Annotated in this window: 15 protein-coding genes; 8 read left to right on the forward strand and 7 right to left on the reverse strand. The window is 40.1% G+C overall.

The window, feature by feature from the left end; all coding sequences use genetic code 11:
• Positions 1-23: 23 nt before the first annotated feature.
• Positions 24-521 (reverse strand): ClbS/DfsB family four-helix bundle protein, encoded by a 498-nt coding sequence (locus tag FCN14_RS01420; RefSeq protein WP_138429304.1) that lies wholly within the window; start codon positions 519-521, stop codon positions 24-26.
• Positions 522-938: 417 nt separating this feature from the next.
• Between FCN14_RS01420 and FCN14_RS01425 the strand changes: the two genes are divergently transcribed.
• The 3 genes from FCN14_RS01425 (at position 939) to FCN14_RS01435 (ending at position 7,006) form a co-directional block, all read left to right on the forward strand.
• Positions 939-2,678 (forward strand): Na/Pi cotransporter family protein, encoded by a 1,740-nt coding sequence (locus tag FCN14_RS01425; RefSeq protein WP_138429305.1) that lies wholly within the window; start codon positions 939-941, stop codon positions 2,676-2,678.
• 535 nt (positions 2,679-3,213) lie between these two features.
• Positions 3,214-5,799, forward strand: coding sequence for a leucine--tRNA ligase (leuS, locus tag FCN14_RS01430; RefSeq protein WP_138429306.1), 2,586 nt, complete (start codon positions 3,214-3,216; stop codon positions 5,797-5,799).
• Between the two features lie 268 nt (positions 5,800-6,067).
• Positions 6,068-7,006, forward strand: a complete 939-nt coding sequence (locus FCN14_RS01435) for a sodium:calcium antiporter (protein ID WP_138429307.1) — start codon at positions 6,068-6,070, stop codon at positions 7,004-7,006.
• Positions 7,007-7,104: 98 nt separating this feature from the next.
• Here FCN14_RS01435 and FCN14_RS01440 read toward each other — a convergent pair whose 3' ends face one another.
• The 6 genes from FCN14_RS01440 to FCN14_RS01465 all read right to left on the reverse strand — a co-directional run bounded on the left by FCN14_RS01440 (position 7,105) and on the right by FCN14_RS01465 (position 14,807).
• Entirely contained in the window at positions 7,105-8,532 is a 1,428-nt protein-coding gene (locus tag FCN14_RS01440) for a GH3 family acyl-acid amido synthetase (RefSeq protein WP_138429308.1), read from the reverse strand.
• Between the two features lie 170 nt (positions 8,533-8,702).
• Entirely contained in the window at positions 8,703-9,866 is a 1,164-nt protein-coding gene (locus FCN14_RS01445) for a DNA repair protein RecO C-terminal domain-containing protein (protein ID WP_138429309.1), read from the reverse strand.
• A 199-nt stretch (positions 9,867-10,065) separates the two neighbouring features.
• A complete protein-coding gene (gene mazG / locus FCN14_RS01450) occupies positions 10,066-10,848 on the reverse strand; it encodes a nucleoside triphosphate pyrophosphohydrolase (RefSeq protein WP_138429310.1) in 783 nt (260 codons plus the stop codon).
• 140 nt (positions 10,849-10,988) lie between these two features.
• Positions 10,989-12,257, reverse strand: a complete 1,269-nt coding sequence (locus FCN14_RS01455) for an asparagine synthetase B (protein WP_138429311.1) — start codon at positions 12,255-12,257, stop codon at positions 10,989-10,991.
• 1 nt (position 12,258) lies between these two features.
• Positions 12,259-14,157 carry a tetratricopeptide repeat protein gene (locus tag FCN14_RS01460; RefSeq protein ID WP_246043132.1) on the reverse strand — a complete coding sequence of 633 codons (1,899 nt, stop codon included), beginning with the start codon at positions 14,155-14,157 and terminating at the stop codon, positions 12,259-12,261.
• A gap of 35 nt (positions 14,158-14,192) precedes the next feature.
• On the reverse strand, positions 14,193-14,807 hold the full coding sequence (locus tag FCN14_RS01465) for a Maf family protein (protein WP_138429313.1): 615 nt from the start codon (positions 14,805-14,807) through the stop codon (positions 14,193-14,195).
• 312 nt (positions 14,808-15,119) lie between these two features.
• Between FCN14_RS01465 and FCN14_RS01470 the strand changes: the two genes are divergently transcribed.
• The 5 genes from FCN14_RS01470 to FCN14_RS01490 all read left to right on the forward strand — a co-directional run bounded on the left by FCN14_RS01470 (position 15,120) and on the right by FCN14_RS01490 (position 22,417).
• Complete coding sequence (locus FCN14_RS01470) at positions 15,120-18,956, forward strand: PAS domain S-box protein (protein ID WP_138429314.1); 3,837 nt, start codon at positions 15,120-15,122, stop codon at positions 18,954-18,956.
• 150 nt (positions 18,957-19,106) lie between these two features.
• Positions 19,107-19,346 (forward strand): DUF3098 domain-containing protein, encoded by a 240-nt coding sequence (locus tag FCN14_RS01475; protein WP_138429315.1) that lies wholly within the window; start codon positions 19,107-19,109, stop codon positions 19,344-19,346.
• A 10-nt stretch (positions 19,347-19,356) separates the two neighbouring features.
• On the forward strand, positions 19,357-20,166 hold the full coding sequence (locus FCN14_RS01480) for a DUF92 domain-containing protein (RefSeq protein WP_171032769.1): 810 nt from the start codon (positions 19,357-19,359) through the stop codon (positions 20,164-20,166).
• The gene (locus FCN14_RS01485) at positions 20,163-21,476 is read left to right on the forward strand and encodes a dicarboxylate/amino acid:cation symporter (RefSeq protein ID WP_138429317.1); all 1,314 of its coding nucleotides are present in this window, start codon (positions 20,163-20,165) and stop codon (positions 21,474-21,476) included. Before FCN14_RS01480 ends, FCN14_RS01485 begins: the two co-directional genes overlap by 4 nt.
• A 50-nt stretch (positions 21,477-21,526) precedes the next feature.
• The gene (locus FCN14_RS01490) at positions 21,527-22,417 is read left to right on the forward strand and encodes a tetratricopeptide repeat protein (RefSeq protein ID WP_138429318.1); all 891 of its coding nucleotides are present in this window, start codon (positions 21,527-21,529) and stop codon (positions 22,415-22,417) included.
• Positions 22,418-22,462: the final 45 nt, after the last annotated feature.

Genomic DNA, 22,462 nt, shown 5'->3' on the forward strand with positions numbered 1-22,462 from the left:
TTGGCCGACAATCAGGTAAGTGACTATTTCTTTGCCTTTTTAATCAGCTTATATGCCCAATCGTAGTGACTCGAAGTCGCTGATACCAAGTATGCTCCCAAGGAAGTGGTTCCGGTCCAGTGGTACCTTTTCTTTTCGAATAGTTCATTATTAGTGTGTTTATGGATTATTTCGCGGACATCTTTATATGATTTGTTTAACATCCTTTGGACACTTTTTAATGGGGTATCCCGGTACTTTTCCCATATCTTTTTGTTTAGGTCAGGTACGGTTTTCCAGGTATATCCTTTTGCGGGCATATCCGGATCATCCCCAGCCATACCTACCTCATACCAATCTAACATCATCATGTGCCAATGATGAAGGTGGGCAAGAACATCTCTGATATTCCTATTCATTGTCCCTTTGGGAAATTTTTTCTCTTTTTCATTATCAGAATAAGCGGCAATAAAGTCGTTAAGCTTTCTGAAGTTTTCTTCGCTCAGGGTGAGTAGTTCATCTTTAGTTTTTGGTCTGGGCATGGCTCTGGTTTTTATTTGAGTAGGTAAAGTCAATGCTACTGTAATGACTTTATATAAAAATATATCGGAGTATTTTATCCGATATTACTTTTCCAATATGTGAAATATTGTGTTGAGTTGAAATAGAGAGCTCGATTATTGGATAAAATTAATGTAATACTCTCAATATCCAGCCCAAGTATTGAGAGTACGTTTCTTAAAAATAGAAGAAGGCAAGAGGTTTGGTTAAAAAAGTTGATATATATGCAGTTGTTCTTTTTTACCTAGATATAAACATCAAATTTCATGATGTCTGATTAGAGGATGAGCTCTTTACTTTTTATTAGAACTATCAATAAAGCTTTATATCTACTATATTTGCAGCCACATCTTTGGGGAATAGGTCAGCAAAATTTTAAGCACATTACTAATTGGACAATGACTTACACATTTTGGGATTTTCTACAACTGATCGGCTCACTGGGCATATTTATATATGGGATGAAGGTATTCAGTGATGGACTTCAAAAGGTAGCCGGTAATAACCTGCGGTCTATCCTAAAAGGGATGACAAGCACTCGATTTCGTGGTGTTCTTACAGGTTTTGGTACTACTGCTATTACTCAGTCCTCTTCAACAACCACTGTAATGGTAGTTAGCTTCGTTAATGCCGGGTTGATTACATTTCTGGAGTCAACCGGGGTTGTAATGGGAGCTAATATTGGAACTACTGTCACCTCTTGGATAATCTCAGTGTTCGGTTTCAAGATGCAGATTACGCCTGTCGCAATGGTTTTAATCGGGGTCTTTTTCCCATTTATTTTTTTTGGCAGGGAGAAGTTACGGAACCTTGCCGAATCTATGATCGGTTTCGGTATTTTGTTTATCGGTCTTGATTTTATCAAGAATGGGGTGCCTAATATTCAGCAGAACCCGGAAATGTTCCAGTTTTTGCAGCAATTTACAGAATTTGGGATTGCTTCAATTGCAATATTTGTGGTTGCTGGTACGATACTGACCTTACTTACTCAATCGTCATCTGCTGCAATGGCTATAACATTGGTAATGTTGTTTGAAGGCTGGATCGATTTTCCCATTGCTGCAGCGATGGTACTGGGAGAGAATATTGGAACAACGGTAACGGCTAATATTGCTGCTGTTGTCGGTAATGTATATGCCAAAAGGGCCGCGAGGTTTCACTTTGTATTTAATATTTTTGGCGTTATTTGGATGATGTTGCTGATCAACCCCTTCTTAATAGGGATTGATCAACTTATGGGATATTTTGCACCTGGTGCCGGTTCCGTAATGCATGCAACAAGTCAACTGGGAAGAGCCAACGCAACATTGGCGCTGTCGTTATTTCACAGTACATTTAATGTCATTAATGTACTGCTTCTTATAGGCTTTGTGCCCTATATTGTGAAAATAATAGAGAAGTATCAGAAAGGGAAGGATGATGCAGATAATCAGCATCGGTTAAAATATATTTCTTCGGGTCTCATGTCTTCTCCTGAGCTTTCAATTTCTCAGGCTCATAAAGAGATAAAGCTGTTTGCCAAACTGATTGACAAGATGCACTTCAGTATGGAAGGGCTCTTATCCAATAAGCTGAATAAAAAGTCTCAGTTCTTAAAGAAAATTGAAAAACGTGAGGGCATTACGGATAATATTGAGTTAGAAATTGCTGAGTATTTAACTAAAATTTCCAGCGAAAACCTGACGGAAGTATCAAGTCGACGAATTCGCGGTATGCATAGCATAATTAATGATCTTGAGCGGGTAGGAGATATCTATTACCAGATGTCCAAAACCTATGAGCGAATGCAAAAAGAGGGTACTAACCTGCCCCAAGAGGCGATGGATAAGATCATTCAATTGCTTGATTTGACCCACGATGCTATTCGGAATGTACGACAAAACTTGGACTTGGAGTACGGAGAAATCAATCTTGATAAAGCTGTAGAAGTTGAAGAAGCGATTAATAAGTATCGTGATGAATTACTCACCTATCACTATGCTCAACTCGAAAATAAGGCATACTCAAACAAGGTAGGATTTATATTCCTTGACTATGTTAATCGTCTTGAAAAGATCGGAGATCATCTCTTTAATGTAAATGAAGCACTTGCTGGTGTAAAGGTGAAGGCAGCTTATGAAGAGGTGCTCGAGGGATAAAAAAGTGATTTTTCGGGATTCATATTTCCTGGAATAGTTTTTCAACTTATCATATAGTAAAAAAGCCGGCCTTAGGGACCGGCTTTTTTAATTAATCCGTCTTAGCTACAATTGCTTGGAGGGAGCTATACTCCCGTTACAAAGTATAGGTAACCGTAGAATCATCTCAATATGGATACCAAGAATTTGTAAAAAGCTCCCTACAGAGACAGAATGCTTTAGGGGATGTTTAATCTTTGTTTTAGAATACAGATTATTCCCATATTGATTTTTTTATCTTTAGGATCTATCGTCGATGTTTAGCTTTCCTTAGCAATAGGTGTGAAAGAAGTAGATAACTTTTCGTTCAATAGGTAGTTTAACATCTTACTACAAAACAGCCCAAATTTTGCTTATCTTTGGCAACTTGAATAGAACGCAGATCAGGTAGATCGTTAAACTGGTTATAGCCTATGATGGGTGAATGAAATTCCTTTTTAGTTGTATTAGTGCGTTCCCTCACAAAAACAATGAATAAAGATTTAACAATTACTGAATGAGCTCATATAAGCCGGAAGATATTGAGTCCAAATGGCAAGAATATTGGCAACAAAACAAAACGTTCAAAACGCCGGAAGATCACGATAAACCCAAATATTATGTGTTGGATATGTTTCCCTATCCCAGTGGATCAGGACTACATGTAGGACACCCAGAGGGCTATACGGCTACGGATATCCTGGCACGATATAAGCGGATGAACGGATTCAATGTACTTCATCCCATTGGGTGGGATGCTTTTGGATTACCGGCTGAGCAATATGCTGTTAAGACGGGAACCCATCCACGCGATACTACCGAAAAGAACGTCAACCGTTTCCGTGAACAGTTGCAGGATCTGGGCTTTAGTTATGACTGGGATCGTGAGGTAAATACTACCGATCCAGATTATTATAAATGGACGCAGTGGATTTTTCTGAAACTCTATGAAAAGGGATTAGCCTACGAAGATGATGTGCCGGTTAACTGGTGTCCTGAGTTGGGAACCGTGTTGGCTAACGAGGAAGTAATTGATGGCAAGAGCGAAGTAGGGGGACATCCCGTTGTAAAGAAACCAATGCGGCAGTGGGTATTAAAGATTACAGAATATGCCGAGCGATTGCTTCAGGGACTGGATGAATTAGATTGGCCGGAATCTACTAAAAAGATGCAGCGCGATTGGATTGGGAAGTCGATGGGGGCTGATATCGATTTTGAGATATCAGGTTATGAGGATGAGATCCGAGTATTCACCACTCGTCCTGATACTATTTTTGGAGCTACCTATATGGTATTGGCACCGGAGCACGATCTGGTAGACAAGATTACGGTTGAAGATCAGAAAGAAGCGGTAGCTAGTTATCAGAAAGAAGCAGCGCGTAAATCTGATCTGGAGCGTACCGAGCTCAGTGACGAAAAGACTGGAGTATTTACAGGTGCACATGCTGTTAATCCCGCCAATGGTAAAAAGATTCCGATCTGGGTAGCTGACTATGTATTGGCAAGCTATGGCACCGGGGCTATTATGGCGGTACCGGGCCAGGATGAACGCGATTGGGAGTTCGCGGAAAAATTTGATCTTCCTATTGTTCGTACGGTACAGCCACCCGAAGATTTTGATGGAGATGCTTACACCGGCGAAGGCAAGGCGATCAATAGTGAGTTTTTGAACGGGTTAGAGGTTGAAGAGGCCAAAGAAAAGATTATTGATTGGCTTGAAGAGCATGATGCCGGTAAGAAAGCGGTAAACTATAAATTGCGTGATTGGTTATTCTCGCGTCAGCGCTATTGGGGTGAACCATTTCCAATTATACATGTTGATGGAGAGCCGAAACCGGTTGGGGAAGATAACTTACCGGTGACACTGCCAGAGATGGATGACTTTGAGCCCACTGATGATGGTAATCCGCCTTTGGCCAAAGCTACAGACTGGGTGAATATTGAAGATCCTGAGTCTGGTAAGCCTGCGAAACGAGAAACGAATACAATGCCGCAGTGGGCGGGTTCTTGTTGGTATTATTTACGGTATTGTAGTCCGGAATTTAAGGACGGTCCCGTAGATCCTAATGAAGAAAACTACTGGATGCCGGTAGATATGTATGTTGGTGGTGCTGAACACAGTGTGCTCCACTTGCTTTACGCGCGTTTTTGGCATAAGGTGCTTTATGATTGCGGAGTAGTATCTACAAAAGAACCATTCCAGAGATTGGTTCATCAGGGTATGATTCTCGGAGAAGTGGAGTTTACCGGGTATAAGCATGAAGAAAATTGGATATCTGCTAATACCAAAGCTGATTTTGAAGATGTTAAGCGTATAAAACTCGATGAAGAGCAGGTTGAAAAGAAGGGGGATGATTTTGTTGTTAAGGGCACTGAAATTCGCGTGGATGCTAAGGCACACAAAATGTCGAAGTCGCGCGGGAATGTCGTAAATCCCGATGATATTGTAGAACAGTATGGCGCCGACTCTATGCGCCTTTATGAGATGTTTATGGGACCATTGGAGCAGGTGAAGCCTTGGAGTACTCAGGATGTTGATGGGGTATACCGTTTCCTGGGACGTGTTTGGCGCATGATTATTGATGAAGATACGGGTGAACTGAATGATTCGGTAACGGACAGTGACCCTTCCAAAGAGCAGTTGAAAGTACTCCATGAATGTATTCAGAAAGTGACGGGTGATATTACAGACTTGTCGTTTAATACGGCAATTTCTGCAATGATGATATTTGTGAATGAGGCGAATAAATGGGATAGTCATCCGAAGTCAGTACTGGAAAGCTTTATTAAGCTATTGTCACCCTTTGCACCACATATTGCTGAGGAGATATGGCGTCGATTGGGTAATGAGGAGACCATCGCGTATGCAGATTGGCCGGAGTTTAATGAGGAATACTTGATTTCTGATACCCAATTGTATCCTATACAGGTGAATGGTAAGGTTCGTGGTGAAATTCACGTACCGCGTGATAAAGCCAAAGACAAGGAGTATGTACTTTCTGAGGCAAAAGCTGAAGATAACGTTCAGCGATATTTAGAAGATGGGAATCTTGTAAAAGAGATTTTTGTACCCGAACGTATTGTTAACCTCGTAGTGAAATAACTTATTTCTCTTTAAAGGTTTAAAAAGGCACTGTAGCATGGCTATAGTGCCTTTTTTATTTCAACAAGTTTGTGCAAAAGCTGTCAGATAGCACTGGTTAAACATACTCTCCGATGGAATGGTCCTCTCGCTACAAAGGCTAAGCGGCACGAAAGAACCACCTCAGCGAAAAATCTTAAGCTGCCGGCATCCTTGATTTTCCTTTTTAAATTATAAATCCGTTCTTCAAAAGAGCACTCAAAGTAACCAAGGTATTATTTGAGAAATTATGATTTATCCCATTCTCATTTGTGTGGTTGGTATCATGCTTATTGTCTACTTTTCAGAAAAGTTGGTAGAGGCAACGGTAGGGACCTCACTGCATATAGGATTATCAACCTTTCTGATAAGTGTCATTTTTATTGGTTTTGATCCGGAAAACTTAGCACTTGGTTCGGTAGCGTCATATGAGGGCCTTGGCGGTATTGCTATGGGGACTGTATTGGGATCAGCAATGGTGGCTTTAACCTTAGCTCTGGGAATTACCGCCCTGATTGTACCGTTGGAATTTGAGAAAGTACCTATGCAGATTCCGTTATTACAAGCAGGGGCAGTTACATTTTTTGGAGGTCTATGTTTAGATGGAAGTCTTTCTCGATTGGATGGGATTTTACTGTTGACGGGATATGGAGCTTCTTTATACTACCTGATCTATTTAGGAAAGGGGGGGCTACATATTGAACCTACCAGTGAAACAGCAGAAGTACTGGAAGAGGAGAAAGAGTTTGGCAAATGGCAGGCTATTGGAATGTTGGGTCTATCACTGGTAGCGATTATTATAGGCAGTGACCTGGTTGTAGATGCTTCTTCTACATTAATGGCAGATATGGGGCTTTCGGATACTGTTTTTGGGATGTCCGTTTTGGCATTAGTAGTAAGTATTGAAGAGTTGGCTAGGGAGCTCCCTGCAGCATTGAAAGGTCGCTCTGAAATAACCATTGGAAATGTAATGGGCTCGGTATTAGCATTTTTTCTTTTCAATGCCGGAATAATAGCACTTGTTCAACCTGTTACATTGAGTACTGATCTCTTGTACTTCTACCTGCCGGTAAGTCTTGGGATGGTATTGTTCGTTAGCTTACTGATGATGCAAAAATTAATAACACGATGGATGGGGGGCGTTCTGGTTATTAGCTATCTTCTTTTTTTTGGATGGGGATATTTCTAAGAATGTAACTGCTTTTAACCCAGTACTGAATTTGTTAGGGAAGCTCAATTAAAAATTGCCGAAATACAAACAGATATTGCTGTTAATGTTGTATTAAATCACTTGAAAAATTGAATATCCTCTTTTGAATGAAGAACGGCCGGTAACTTTCCCTGGGCTTTCTGTTTTCCTTGTTGCTTTAACCAATCATTGATTTGTTGCTGAGAGATCGTATTAAAGACAGGGGAGCCTAGAGCATCACTTTCTCGGCGAATGGCATAATGCCGATTGGATTCCCGGATAATAGAATCAACTTTTTTGGCTATACGGTTTAGCGTATCGCGATGAAGCGGGGTTGGGCTTTGAATAAACCAATGGTGTCTGGGCACCGAGTGCTGGTCTTGCAGGCTTGCTCCGATGGTAAAAGAAGATATTTCAATATCCATGCCCTCGGTTGCTTTAACCAGAGCTTCATCTGCTTCATAGCTATAGAGAGCTTCGCCGTAATTGTCCAACATTTCACTGACGCGTCCCTTTACCTTGATACGAGGGGGATCGGTTTGGGTAAACTCTATGATGTCGTTTAACGCATATCGCCAAAGGCCGGCATTGGTTGTTACTACTAATGCATAGGGAACTCCGGCTTTGACTTCCCAAATGGGAACGGCTTGCTGTATAGCCATCGAATTCTTATCAGGCAGGGGGTTGGGGATAAATTCGTAGAATATGCCGTTGTCGGTGACCAGTTTCATATCCTCTTTTTGCAGATTATCACGGAAGGCAAAGTATCCTTCGGAGGCGCCATAAGTTTCGATAAAGTCTAGATCAGATTTTTGGACAAGCTGTTGTAGATGAGAACAGTAATGTTCCAGTTTTACACCTCCACAGACAAGTAGTGATAGGTTAGGCCATACTTCTGCAATACTACTTTTACCGGTTTTATTAAGAACGCGTTGAAAGATGGTAAGCAACCAGCTGGGCACAGCGGTAATAATACGAACATCTTTATTGATTGCTTCTTTTACAATGCGATCTATCTTTTTTTGGAAGGGAAGAGTGACTAGTTTTTGGGTATCGATTAGTTGAAAAGTGGAGAGCCACCAAGGAACGTTTCGGGCAGTGAAAGCACTGATTTCTCCGGTTTCAAACTGAGTATGTTTCTCAATAGAACCCGGCAGGCTTAAATGCTTGCCCCAAAGTCTGAAAATATTGGGTCGCTGTTTGAGATAGTTCCACACTACTTTACGCATAAACCGCTGGTCTGAGGCCAGCCGGTGATTGGATAGAGGCAAGTGTTTGCCGTTGCCCGATGTGCCTGCAGAGATTGCAAATTGAGAGATTGTACCGGGCCATAGTAAGTCTTCGGCGCCTTCTTTAAGTTGATCTATGTGATTGGCAATGTCATTATAAAAGGTGGGGGATACCTGGTCGCGGAAATCTTCATATCGTTGCAGATCAGAGAAAAGATGCTGCTCTCCGAATTGGGTTTGGCGGGCGGCCCGGATGAGTATAAAAAGCTGTTCTTCTTGGTAATCTCTGAGTGTCACCGTGCTGGTAGTTCTATTGTTAAATGGATTGAACTTTTATATGGGACAAGGATACCCGACCATAGGGCTTATTTGCCGTCTTGAGTTTCGTTGCTAATTACAAATTCGACGTATAATAATAAAAAAGCCCCGAAATATCGGGGCTTTGATAATCAGTAAATAGGGATGTATTATCGTTGTTCAACTGGGACCCAGTCTTTATTCTTTTCACCGATGTATAGGGCACGGGGACGAACAAGGCGGTTATTTTCAGCCTGTTCGATGTAGTGACCTGTCCAGCCGGAAACGCGGCTCATGGTGAAAATGCAGGTATAAAGATCAGGTTTAATACCCATAGAGTAATATACTGTTGCTGAGAAGAAATCGACATTTGGATCGATATCTTTTTCGTTCTTCATGGTTTCGAGGATCGCTTCTGACCATTCGTAAAGTTCAGTATGGCCGGTTTCTTCTGAAAGTTGTTTAGACATACCTCGAAGAATGCGAGCACGGGGGTCCATGGTCTTGTATACACGATGGCCAAAGCCCATTACTTTCTCTTTGTTATCCAGACGTTGGTGGATATACTCTACAGGGTCAGCGTCTTTTTCATCGATATCTAGCAGCATGTTCATGACCTGCTGGTTAGCACCGCCGTGCAGAGGTCCTTTTAGGGCACCAATAGCTCCCGTAACAGAAGAATACATATCGGATTCTGTTGAGCAGATGGCACGGTTGGTAAAGGTGGATGCGTTCATGCCGTGCTCGGCGTGTAAGATGAGGCAAAGATTCATCGTTTTTTCAGCCTCTTCGCCGGGTTTTTCATCATTTAACATATAAAGAAAGTTGAACGCTGTACTTTTTTCGTTGAGAGGTTCAACAATGTTTTTGCCACTACGACTGCGATCAAAAGCAGCAATAATTGTAGGGATTTTTGCGGTAATAGTAATAGCTTTGTTGATACGGAATTCGTCGGTATCGTCAGCATCTAATTCATGGAAATCACCAAGCATAGACACAGCCGTTCGGAGCACTGCCATCGGTTCTGCATTTTTAGACGTATTTTGAATATAGTCTAATACCGGCTTTGGAAGCTCTCGGCTGTTTTGCAGTTTGGTGTTAAGTTCTTCTAATTCCGACTTGTTGGGTAAACGGTTGTTCCAAAGCAGAAAGCATACTTCTTCGAAACTAGCGTTTTCTGCTAAGGTGTCAATATCATATCCGGCATAGATAAGTTCTCCTTTTTTTCCGTCGATAAAACTTTTATTTGAAGAAAAAGCGACAATACCTGCCAAACCTTTATTAATGTGCGGATATTGACTTAGGTCAATTTCTGTCTTTAAGCTCTCAGCCATTCTGTACTCCGAATTTTAGATTGGATATAAACTTTTTGTTGCGGGTCAAATATAATATATAGCGATCAGAAAATCAGGTTTTAGTTGTGTGTTTTTAGCTGTTTTAAGTTTGTTTTGAAAGGTTATAACGTGAAATTGGTTAACAGCGTTTAGCTGTTCACAATATTTAATACTTTTTACTCTCTTTTTTGTGCTGAATTTAAGATTCAGCTTGTTCTTTAGCATTATTCCAGTGTTTGTCCATCTCTTTGAGTGAAACATCCGAGATATCTTTGTCTTCTTCTTTTAGTCGCTCTTCGATGTATTGAAATCGTTGAATGAATTTTCGGTTTGTGGCACGCAGGCTATCTTCAGCATTCAGATTGAAGAACCGACCGGCATTTACCAGTGAAAAAAGGAGATCGCCGAATTCGTCTTGTTTTTCTTTTTCTGTACCGCTCTCAAGCACTTCTTTAAATTCGTCGAGCTCTTCTTCAAGCTTCTCCCAAACCTGTGAAAATTCGGGCCAGTCAAAGCCTACGTTGGCGGCTTTCTCTTGCATACGTTGCGCTCGGATAAGGGCAGGGAGGGGGGTGGGGATACCTTCCAATACTGATTTTTTCCCTTCTTCCATTTTAATACTTTCCCAGTTCTTGGCTACTTGTTCTTCGTCATTGGCATTTTCATCTCCAAAAACATGGGGGTGACGCCGGATGAGCTTTTGCTGGATGGAGAATATTACATCGTTTATGGAGAAGTTGTCTTTTTCTTCGCCCATTCGGCTATGGAATACAACATGCAGTAGTACATCGCCGAGCTCTTTCTGTAGTTCGCCAAAGTCTTTGGTATCAATAGCTTCGACAGCTTCATAGGCTTCTTCGATTAAATTGTCTTTAATACTTTCATGGGTCTGCTTACGATCCCAAGGACATTCTTTTCGAAGAATTTGTACAATTTCTACAAGGTCGTTGAAATTTTTGGTGGGCTTGCGATCTTCAGCCATGTTATAACAGTGATCATTTTATAGTTATTAATAATAGTGCTAAAGGCAAAGATACTGATTTAACGGTAAGAATTAAGTATCAGAATTAGCTGGTATCCTTTTACTATTCAAAAAAATGATCACTGTCGCCAGAAACTAAATCACGTCTTTCGCTTTTTCTTTTTCGCCGCCGGGAAGAGGATATTATTGAGGATAAGTCTATAACCGGGGCTACTGGTGTGCAGGCTTAAGTCAGTAGGCGGGTCATTAACACGGTGGGTATAATCTTCAGGGTCATGACCGGCATAGAATGTAAAGGTGCCTCGCCCATAATTTCCATGGACATATTTTACCATATTTCGACCGGGACTTTCGCCTAATATGACAACCGATTCTTTGATTTTATCCTTTTGGAATGCTGTTGTTTGTCCGTAGAATCCGCGTATACTGCTTACATGGTTTTGAGTTAACATAGTGGGTACAGGATCCCATTTAGCGGAGAATTCAAAAAGGGTGAAGAAATCTAGCGATTTATCTACTTCGTTAATCTGAACAGGAACATCGATATTGGCGTGTTCATATTCTGCAGGATTTGTACTCACCTTAAAATCAGTGAATGCCAGGGTATTTTTAAAATTAAGCTTTTGCTGTACATTGGGATCCATTGGGTCGCCGTCATAAGGGGTGGGAGCGATATCAACCCCTTGGGCAGCAAGGGCGATATCAAAGGTATCAGTGCCTGAACACATCGAGAACATAAAGCCACCATTACCCACATACTCCTTAATTTTGGCGGCTACTGCCTTTTTCTCTTTACTGACACTTTCATAACCTAATTCTTTAGCCATAGCTTCCATCTGTCGAACTTGTTTGATATACCATGGCTGATTTTTGGAAGAGCCCCAAAATTTGCCATACTGTCCAGTAAAGTCTTCGTGATGAAGGTGCAGCCAATCATATTTTGAAAGCTTACCGTTGAGTACTTCCGGGTCCCAAACCTTATCAAATTCAATATCGGCATAAGTCAGGGCCAGGGTCACAGCATCATCCCAGGGTAGGGCCTGTTTAGGGGTGTAGACCGCAATTTTAGGGGCTTTATCGAGCTTTGTAACCGATGTATTGGAATTGGGTTGTTCTACTTCAGTTATAATCTTGGCTGCTTCTTTATTGGAAATAACTGTAGCTTTCACATTTTTAAGTCGACAAGTACGCAGTAATTCATCGGAGTAATCGGTCATAAAGCTGCCCCCTTTATAGTTTAGCAACCACTTCGATGAGTTCCCGTCCTGTAGGTTATTGAATATAATTCCGTAGGCCTTCAAATGGTTGGTTTGAGAGGCATCCATAGGAATAAACAGCTGTTGTTGTGCCAGGCCGGTTGAACTTAGAAATAGAGAGATAAGAATTATAATAAGAGTGCGTAATAGCATATCAGGTTTGAATATTTTGCAATTCGTTAATTCGATTGCGTACGTATGTGGCATAAAAGCCGTTTGGAAAGTGAACTAAAATTTCCTCATAGATTGGAAACAGTTGTTTTACCGTTGTTGGTAATTTTACTTGTTTCTCGTTGTTCCCAAATGTTTTAGGCGTGCCAGCTGTTTCATCTTGAATGGAAGAAAGCTCTTTATTATTAACCAGTTGATCGGCTAGACGTGCACGTTCCCATAAGAGCCGTTCATGAAGAGGTGACCCCGCACCATATTGGCTAAGGTATTGACTAAGGGTTTTATATATGAAGCCGATATTACCTTGTGTTTTATGTAAGCTGAGTTCTAATATGGCATCATCGATAAGGGGATGGTAGGAGCTTTCTTGGAAGAGGTCTTGCAGGCTGTTTTGGGCAAGCTGATCTTTGCCCTGTGAAAAGTATTCGATAGCGTTAGCAAATGGACGGAGTTGCATTCCAGTGCTATCCGCATTGAGACCACTTTGTATCCATATTCTTAGTTGCACTGCATCATTGGCAAAGTAGGAGGTGTTTTGTCGTTCTAGGGCATTGAGCTGGATTTTAGCAAATTCGTAATCCCCGGAATAAAAATCAGTGAGTGCAAGATAATATCGGCTTTCTTCAGCGAGTAACCCTGTATTTTCTTGTTTATTACTCTTAGTAAAAGCAATACGGGCCCGACTGTACTCTTGGTTATAGAGATGCAACCGCCCCTCGATATAATCTATTTTTGCTTGTAGGGATTTCCCGGAAAGAATACGTAATTCTTCCAGGTATTTTGCAGCAGTATCAGGCTGATGCGTAACATCGAGCGCAAGCTCTGACAGTTCTACTAGAACTTTATCAATGCGGCGGTAGTTTGGCTTTTGATTTTTGATCGATTTCAGTGTTGTTATTGCTTTGTTGTAGAGTTCATTGCGCTCTGAGGAAAGACCAAGGTTATAGTTTTCTAAATATTTGGCCCATTGACGGTAGATGGTAGCCAGCTTTTCCATCGACCTGTATTTCAGTGAATGAACCTGATTTTCTATATAATAAGAATATGCTTTTTCAGCCAATTCAAACTTTTGGGCTGCCAGTAATTTGCGACCTATATTGAAGGGCAAGTAGGTGAGGTTTGAAGATAGGGCTTCATACTTTCTTGCAGTGGCAAGAGCTCGCTTATATAGTTCGCGTTCCATCAGCAACCAAACTTCCAGTTGCTGTAAATTTCGATAACTTGGATGACGTGGTGACAGCTGCTTTAAAAAATCTGATATTTCTAAAATTGCTACATCATAAATATAATCATCTTTAAATCGGATCAAGCGTTGTTGAATAAAACTTAACCGGTTGGGGCTTTTTTTTACCAATTGAAGGTATTCTCTAATAGCTTGCTCGTATTTCCCGGCTTGCAGGTACGTATCGGCTAGTTCTGAGCTAATGATATTTGAGCTAGTGTGATACTGTTGGAGTTGATTATAAACGGTAATGGCGCGGTCAAATGCCCGCCGTCGGCTCATTGTACGAGCAAGTTGCAGGCTAACTTGTTGGTCTTTTTTATATTTATTCGAAATATTATCCCAAATTGAAAAAGCCTTCTTTTTCTTTCCTGCTATATAATAAATTTCTCCGATTCGTATCTTTGCACGAGGTTGGTAAGAACTTTGGTCAACTGCTTGTTGAGCTAATGATATTGCTTGCTCATATTTTTTGAGATTTATAAGACACTCAACAGTCTTATTGAAATAGGTATAGTTATTGGGTTGTTCTTGATAGAGTTTGTTGAACTTTTGAAATGCCTGCTGGTATTTTTGCTGACGGAGAAGTTGATCAGCCACAAAATATTCATTATCGAGTTGTGCCAGCCCTATTTGTGGAACAAAGGCTAAGAACAACATCAATATTAATATATATATTGATTTAGAGGATTTTCTCATCTGTTTTTATTTCCAGGTTTGGGTAAGAGGTCGCCTGCAAAATTTCTAACAGTATTATAAAAGCTGTGAAGCGGAAATCCTACCACATTGTTATAGTCTCCTTCTATACGCTTAACAAAAATTGCACCAAAATCATCCTGAATACCATAACTCCCAGCCTTGTCCATGGGGCTGCCTCCCTTCACATAGGTATCAATATCAAGAGGATCAAGTTCTCCAAACGTTACATCTGTAACTTCAAAAAACGTAGTACTGTCCACGATGTTATTTAAATGATCTGTTTTATATAGTGCTACGCCCGTATATACTTGGTGGGTATTTCCACTTAGTTGTGTTAACATTTGGCGGGCATCATCAGCATCTTTGGGTTTCTCAAGTATATTGTCTTCGAAAGTAACAATGGTATCTGCACCAATCACAAGTGTGTTGCTAAATTGAGAGGCTATGTCTTTTCCTTTTTGCATAGCCAGCTCGCAAACGATCTTTTCGGGTGGCCATTCTGGGTTGTACTCTTCCTCAATAGCACTTGGTTGAACTTCAAAAGAGAGATTGATTTGGTTTAATAATTTTTTCCTTCGAGGACTGGCTGAAGCAAGAATTATCTGTTTCAAAAGGATGAATTCTAGGTTAAAGATGATTTTTTGAAAAAGATATTGTACAATCTAATATCATAATTGTTGAAAACAGCTTAAGGTATCAGCTTTCCGGTTGGGAAAATAACAAATAATCTATTTAACAATAATTGCCAGGGTATAAATCGTAATATTAGCTTATCTTTAATGATATCTGTTTGAGTGATTAAGAAAACGATGCTGTTACGTATTGAAGATATTTTTTAGTTGTCCGATAAACATTGATAGTTAGGTTTTCCCCATTTAATAATAGCAGAAGGATTTCAACGAACTTCAAAGGAATAGAACAAAATGCATAATCCGTATCGTCTATTGCTCATGAGTAATAATGGTGATGAAGCTGAGTATGTAATAGCCCTTCTAGAAAACCTGGATTTGCAAATTACTTTTGAAGTAATTGCGAAAAAAAAACAGCTGCTTGAAAAAATAAATTCATTTCAACCAGATTTAATAGTCTCTGAAAATAAGCTTTCCGGTTTTTTGGGGGTAGATGCTTTTCACTTAATCCGAGAAGAACAACCAGACCTTCCCTTTATTTTAATAGGCGATTCGATTGACGAGGAGAAAGTATTAGATCTTATGTTAGAAGGGCTTTCTGATTTTGTCAGAAGGCATAATCTGGAGCGACTCTTGCCGGCTGTTAAACGTGAGATACAAAATTATCGAAAACACAAAAAAAAGGAAGAACAGTTATCGCACTCTCTTGATCGTTATCAGGCCTTGGTTCAATCGGTAGATGGTATAGTTTGGGAAGCAGATGCAGATACTTTTGAATTTACTTATGTAAGTCCGCAGTCAGAGCAAATATTGGGTTATGCACCTGAAGAATGGTATGAATCCAAATATTTTTGGAAGAATCATATTCATCCCGAAGACCAAGAAAAAGCTATTACTTATTGTCATAATAAAACCAAGCAGGGAGAAGATCATTCTTTTGAATACCGTATGTTTACCTCAGAAGGACGAGAAGTATGGCTTCGTGATTATGTCACGGTTATAAAAAAAGAGGGACGTTCCGCCATTTTGCGTGGGTTAATGGTTGATATCACAGAGCAAAAGTATTTGTCCGAGATTGACCAGTTGGAAAATCGCTTGTCCAATATGATTATTGAGTCTGGTACGAGCCTGCAAGAGATTCTTGATTTCTTTGTTGATCATCTTGAAGAGATCTTTCCCCAGATGATTCCGTCTATTGTAAAAGTTGAAGATGGGAGATTGCATAGGTGGTCTTCTTCAAGTCGTTTGTCTGATCGGTATTTAGATGCGATTGATGGGTTAGAGATCGGTCCGGATGTTGGTTCTTGCGGCAGGGCAGCATCATTAAAAGAAAAAGTAATCGTTCCCAATATCGGGAATGATTCTTATTGGGAAGCTTTCCACGATATTGCGGAGAAGAGTGGTTTACAAGCTTGTTGGTCGCAACCACTAATAGATAGTACAGGAGAAGTAATTGGGACATTTGGAATTTATTATGCTGAACCTAAACAGCCTACCTTGCTTGAAGAGAAGGTAATTAACAGGGCACGGAATATCTTGCAGGTTCTTATTGAGAATAAGAGATCGGAGAAGGAGCTTAAACAGAAGCAAAAGCTTCTTGATGAAGCATATCAACTTGCTGATATCGGGCACTGGGAATTAAACTTGAAAAAAGAGCAGTTGTTTTGGTCTGAAAGTATAAAGAAAATACACGAGGTGCCTAGTGACTATACGCCAGATCTGGATAATGCAATACAATTCTATAAAGAGGGAAGTAACCGAGAAGCCATAACAAGAGCAGTTGAGAATTCGATAGAAACAGGAGAAGGATTTGACTTAGAGTTAGAAATTATCACTAAAAAAGGAAATCCCCGATGGGTAAGGGCCGTAGGTGAAACGGAATTCAGAGATGGTCAATGCCATAAAATTTATGGTTCCACTCAGGAAATCACCGAACGGAAAAAAGTTGAATTAAAACTGAGAGATACTCGCCAAAAGCTCAAAGATATTGTAGAGCACAGTACAAATATGTTTTATCGTCATGATCCCAATCATGTACTATCATACGTGAGTCCACAATCAGAAGAGTTTTTGGGATACAAACCGGAACAGGCTAAGAAAAGGTGGACCAAGTTTGTGACTGACCACCCCATAAATGAAAAAGGATTCAAAAAGACCCAAAAAGCCATTGATACCGGGGAGTCTCAGCCACCTTTTGAGTTACAACTGGTGAAAGGGAACGGAGAAAAAATTTGGGTTCAAGTTAATGAAGCACCAATTGTGGAGGATGGGGAGACTATTGCAATTGTGGGGTCGTTAACGGATATCACAGAAAGAAAGGAATATGAGGAACAACTTGAACAGCTTTCTTTGGTTGCAGCTAAGACGACGGATATTATTGTTATAACAGATGCGGATGCTAATATTACATGGGCTAATGATGCGTTTGAAGAACTTATGGAGTACAGTCCGGAAGAGTATTTAGGGGCCAATCCTACTGATCTGTTACATGGGCCTGAAACAGATCAAGAAACATCACGAAGAATTGTCGATGCTGTAGAGGCTGCGGAAAGTGTACAAGATGTGATTGTAAATTATTCCCAAACCGGAAAAAAATATTGGCTTGATGTTACGATTGATCCCATTTTCAATGCCCAGGGAGAGTGTGAGCGAATTATAAGTGTAGAAAAAGATGTGACTGAACAGGTTGAACGGAAAAGAAAGCTCCAGGAGAGTGTGGAACGGTATGATATTGTATCAAAAGCGACAAGCGATACCATCTGGGATTTTGATTTAGAAGAAAATATTAATCGATATAGCCGAAATTTAGAAACCATGTTTGGGTATGGAAAGACGGAAGTCACGAATCCCAAAAAGTGGTGGAAAGATAAAATCCACCCAGAAGATTATCCGAGGGTTATAGAACAGATTGAGCAGGCCTTAGAATCCAAGAAAGATCGGTTTCAGATGGAGTATCGATTTAAGGCCTATGACGGAGTGTATAAATTTATTTATGATCGCGCTTTTATTGTTTCGGATGATGATGGTAATCCTGTTCGCATGATTGGAGCCATGCAGGATGTAACTCAGCAAAAAGCGGAAAAGAAATGGTTAAAACTGTTTGAATCAGCAGTATCTAATACCACAGAATCGGTAGCTATTTTGCAGGGAGAGCCTACCGACGGTGTTGGCCGAAAGATATTATATGTCAATAATGCGTTTAAAAAGATGACCGGCTATTCATCTGAAGAAATTTTGGGCGGAACAATTGATATGTTGATCGGACCTGAAAATGATAGTACTGCCCGAAAGACAGTTGAGGATGCTCTTGAAAATTGGGAGCCTGTTGATGCTGAGTTTTTAAATTATAAGAAAAATGGGGAAGCCTTCTGGGTTCGAGTTTCCTTGTCACCGGTTAGAGATGAAGAAGGGTTATATAGCCACTGGATCTGTGTGGGACGTAATATTACGGATCGCCGAGAACGGGAGAACAAACTCCGCGATTCCCTAAATGAGAAAGAAATATTACTAATGGAGATCCATCACCGGGTAAAAAATAATTTAGCGGTAGTCTCCGGAATGATGCAGTTGCAAGCCTATGAGGCTGAAGAAGAGGACCTTAAACAGAAACTATTTGATAGTGTAGTTCGGATAAAAACTATGGGCTCTATTCATGAGTTACTTTATAAATCCGAAAGCTTTTCAAAACTTCATCTTGATAAGAATATTAAGCAACTAATTTCTGTAATTACAGAAACGTTTAAAACAACTACCGAGCTTGATCTACAGTTTAATATGGATGAGGTAACTCTTAATATTAACCAAGCTATTCCATGTTCTCTTATTGTAAATGAAGTTATCACAAATGTCCTAAAACATGCTTATAAGTCTGAAAAGAAAGGAGTTTTAAAAGTGGTGCTCAAAGAAAATAATGACAGTCTATACCTTAGTATTGAAGACAGTGGTAGGGGGCTTCCCAAAGATTTTACTACAAATACCAATGGTAGTTCGCTGGGAGTGAAACTTATTGAAACACTCTCTAACCAGCTTGAGGCAAAATATACCTATGAATCGACAGAAACCGGGACACTTTTTACACTTACTTTTGAGAAAACAGAAATGAAGGGAATTGGAAGTGCACACCTGGCATAATAATTATTTTTTGTCAAAATTATGCAGGTGAATTCTGTACTTTTTGTAGCTCACTAAATCAATAGTTACTTTAGCCCGAGAAGAGAAGTATAAGAATATCGTATTTCTCTCGTTTCATCTATTTAAATCGCTAAATAATTATCTTTACTAATGGCTACAAAGCAGCGCAAAAATAATAGAATGATTTTTAGTTCTTGGAATTATAAAGTGTTAGCGCTGGGAATACTGTTGGTTATTGCGGGATTTTCAGCAATGTATATCGAAAATGAAGTTAATGGGTTTATCTCTCTTTATATTTCTCCCATCGTTATCATGACCGGATATATAACAGTTATTGTTTCTATTATGAAGCATGATGATGAAACAGGCAAAGCCTCCGAAGAATCTTAATACCACGCTTGTGGATCGTAAACTAAATGCATTATTCTGTTTTTTTTTAGTGTTGATCTTTATATCAGCAGCTGAGGTTCAACAGCAATGGCATGTCATATTAGGGCTGTTGTTGGCTACAGCTTTTTCATTTCTGGCTTTTTTGATCCAACGGTTGACTCTTGATGGAATGTTCGCAGCAATTGTGGTAGGAGTATTTGTCCTCGGCTTTGGAGGATGGTCTACTGCAGGGATACTACTTATTTTTTTTATAAGTAGCATTACGCTATCTAAAAACACAAAAAAGCTGCAGGCAGATCTTCCTAAACGTATTCGGCGCAGCGGAAATCAAGTTTGGGCTAATGGATTTTGGCTCGTGATATCACTGATTTTGTATGTCATATTTGATTCTCAGCTTTTTATAGTAGCAGCAGTGGGAACAATAGCTACAGCTACTGCGGATACCTGGAGTACTGAGATAGGAACAAGAGCAGATAATAGCACTTATCTCATTACCAATTTTAGGAAGGTATCGATAGGTACCGATGGAGGAGTAAGTATTAAAGGTACCATTGCAGGGTTACTGGGAAGTGCACTTATCGCTGCTATATCTATTTACGTTTTTTCATTACAATTGGCCCTATTTATCTGCATATTTGCAGCAGGATTTTTAGGATCTGTCGCTGATTCTTATTTTGGTGCGATTTTTCAACGTAATAACAGTTCAGTAACGCTTCCGGTTATAAATCAAACAATTCCTATTACTAATAATATTGTTAATGGAATTTCTACTGGAATTGGAGGGGTACTGGCCGCAATCTTAAAATTGATAGTTATATGAAGAAGTGGTACAAGCAATTACACTGGCAAATTATCATTGGTTTGGTGTTGGGGTTAATATGGGGACTCATAGCCAGTATAACTGGTTACACAGCCTTCACTATCGATTATATCCAGCCTATCGGCACCATATTTATAAATTTGTTGAAGCTGATTGCTGTTCCACTCGTTTTAGCTTCGCTTATTGTTGGGGTAACAAACCTCAATGATGTCACAAAACTATCTCGGATGGGAGGTAAGACCATCGGGATCTACTTGGTGACAACTATTTTTGCTATTACTATTGGGTTAACGGTGGTTAATATTATTCAGCCGGGTGATTTTTTGCCAACTGAAACACAAGACCAATTGATGTCCAGTTACGAAGGTAATATTGAAGGGTCGGCTCAATCGGCAAAAGAAGTGATGGAGCGCAGTCCAATGACCTTTTTTGTGGATATCGTTCCCCAAAACTTTTTCAAGGCTGCCGCTGATAATGGCAATATGTTGCAAGTCGTCTTTGTAGCAATTTTGCTGGGGATAGGTCTCATCCAAATTCCCTCAGATAAAAGTAAATCGTTAATTAACTTTTTTGACTCCCTTAATGAGGTGATCATCAAGATTGTAGATTTGGTGATGAAAATAGCCCCTTATGGAGTTTTTGCCCTAATGGCAGGGGTTATTGTAGATTTAGCCGGGGATGATATCGGGCAAGCCCTGAACCTTTTAGGGGCATTGGGATGGTATTGTGTAGCTGTGTTGGTAGGTCTATTATTACATCTCTTTTTAGTGTATTCAAGTTTGTTCAAAATTTTCAGCAAGATGAAGCTGACAGATTTTTTCAAAGCTATTCGCCCGGCTATGTTACTTGGATTTAGTACCAGCTCGAGCTCAGCAACCTTGCCGGTAACAATGGAGCGGGTAGAAAAGAACGTGGGAGTGGACGAAGAAGTTGCCAGTTTCGTATTGCCTATAGGTGCAACTATTAATATGGATGGTACTAGTCTGTACCAAGCCGTAGCAGCAGTATTTATTGCTCAAGCATTGGGGCTCGATCTTGGTATTGGGCAACAACTTACCATTGTGATAACTGCTACTCTTGCTTCCATAGGATCGGCAGGGGTGCCCGGTGCGGGAATTATTATGCTCGTAATTGTGCTTCAAGCTATTCAAGTTCCGGTCGAAGGAATTGCTCTTATCCTGGGTGTTGATCGAATTCTGGATATGTGCCGTACCGCGGTAAATATTACAGGAGATGCTGCTGTTTCTGTTGCAGTAGCCCATACCGAAGGACTACTTGGTGAGATGCACCTTGAAGATGATGACGAGTAGTTTGGTAAACTCGTACCGGGGCGTTTCTAAAGCTATAAATTATTTGTCCTATGAAATGTACGATTTCGATATTTTTAATGATATTCATGGGTTCCGTTTCGGGAGCCCATGCTTCATTTTATACCCCTTCCTATGATACAACGAACTATGAAAACGAACTCGAAAAGGGAATAGAAGCTTTTTATCAAACAGATTGGGATCGGGCAGAAACAATATTTGATAAGCTGCAGCAAAAAAATCCCAAGGATTCACGAGCCTACTTCTTTTCTTCAATGATCCCTTTTTGGACCTATTATTTTGGGGATACCTCTGAACAGGCAGCAAATCTTTTTTTAAAACGTTCAGAGCAAGCAATTCGTGTAAGCCGTAATCAATTAAAACAACATCCCCGGGATACCACGATGGTTCTTATGTTAAGTGGATTATATGGGTATCGCAGTTTGGTAGCAGCCAGCCAAGAAGAGTATCGGACTGCTATTGAAAGTGGAATGACTGGTTTTAAATACACACGGCAACTGTTAATGTTAGATGCGGATGATCCTAGGGCTCTTATTGGCAAAGGAATGTTTTATTATATGGTGGGCAGTGTCCCCAATGGCTTAAAATGGGTAACCAATATGATTGGATTCTCAGGAGACACTGAAGCAGGGTTTTCTGCTTTAAAGAAGGCGGCGACCTCTGATAGTTATGTGAGTAATGACGCCAAAATGATTTTAGCCTATCTCTACAAAAAAGAAGAGCAACCCCAGAAAGCGTTACCATATCTAGAAAAGCTGGTAAGCAAGTATCCCAAAAATATCATATTCCAGTTTAATCTTGCTGAGATCCTCGAAAAATGCGGATATTCACAAAAAGCCAGAAAAAGGTATCAAAAAGTGATGTCTATGAATGCTATACATCTCGAATCATTAAGACAGGAGAGTCACCGTCGGCTGCAATAATTTGAATCTTTTTGACATTTTTTTCATTCACATATTAATACTCAT

Source organism: Fodinibius saliphilus, assembly GCF_005869845.1.
GTDB lineage: Bacteria > Bacteroidota > Rhodothermia > Balneolales > Balneolaceae > Fodinibius > Fodinibius saliphilus.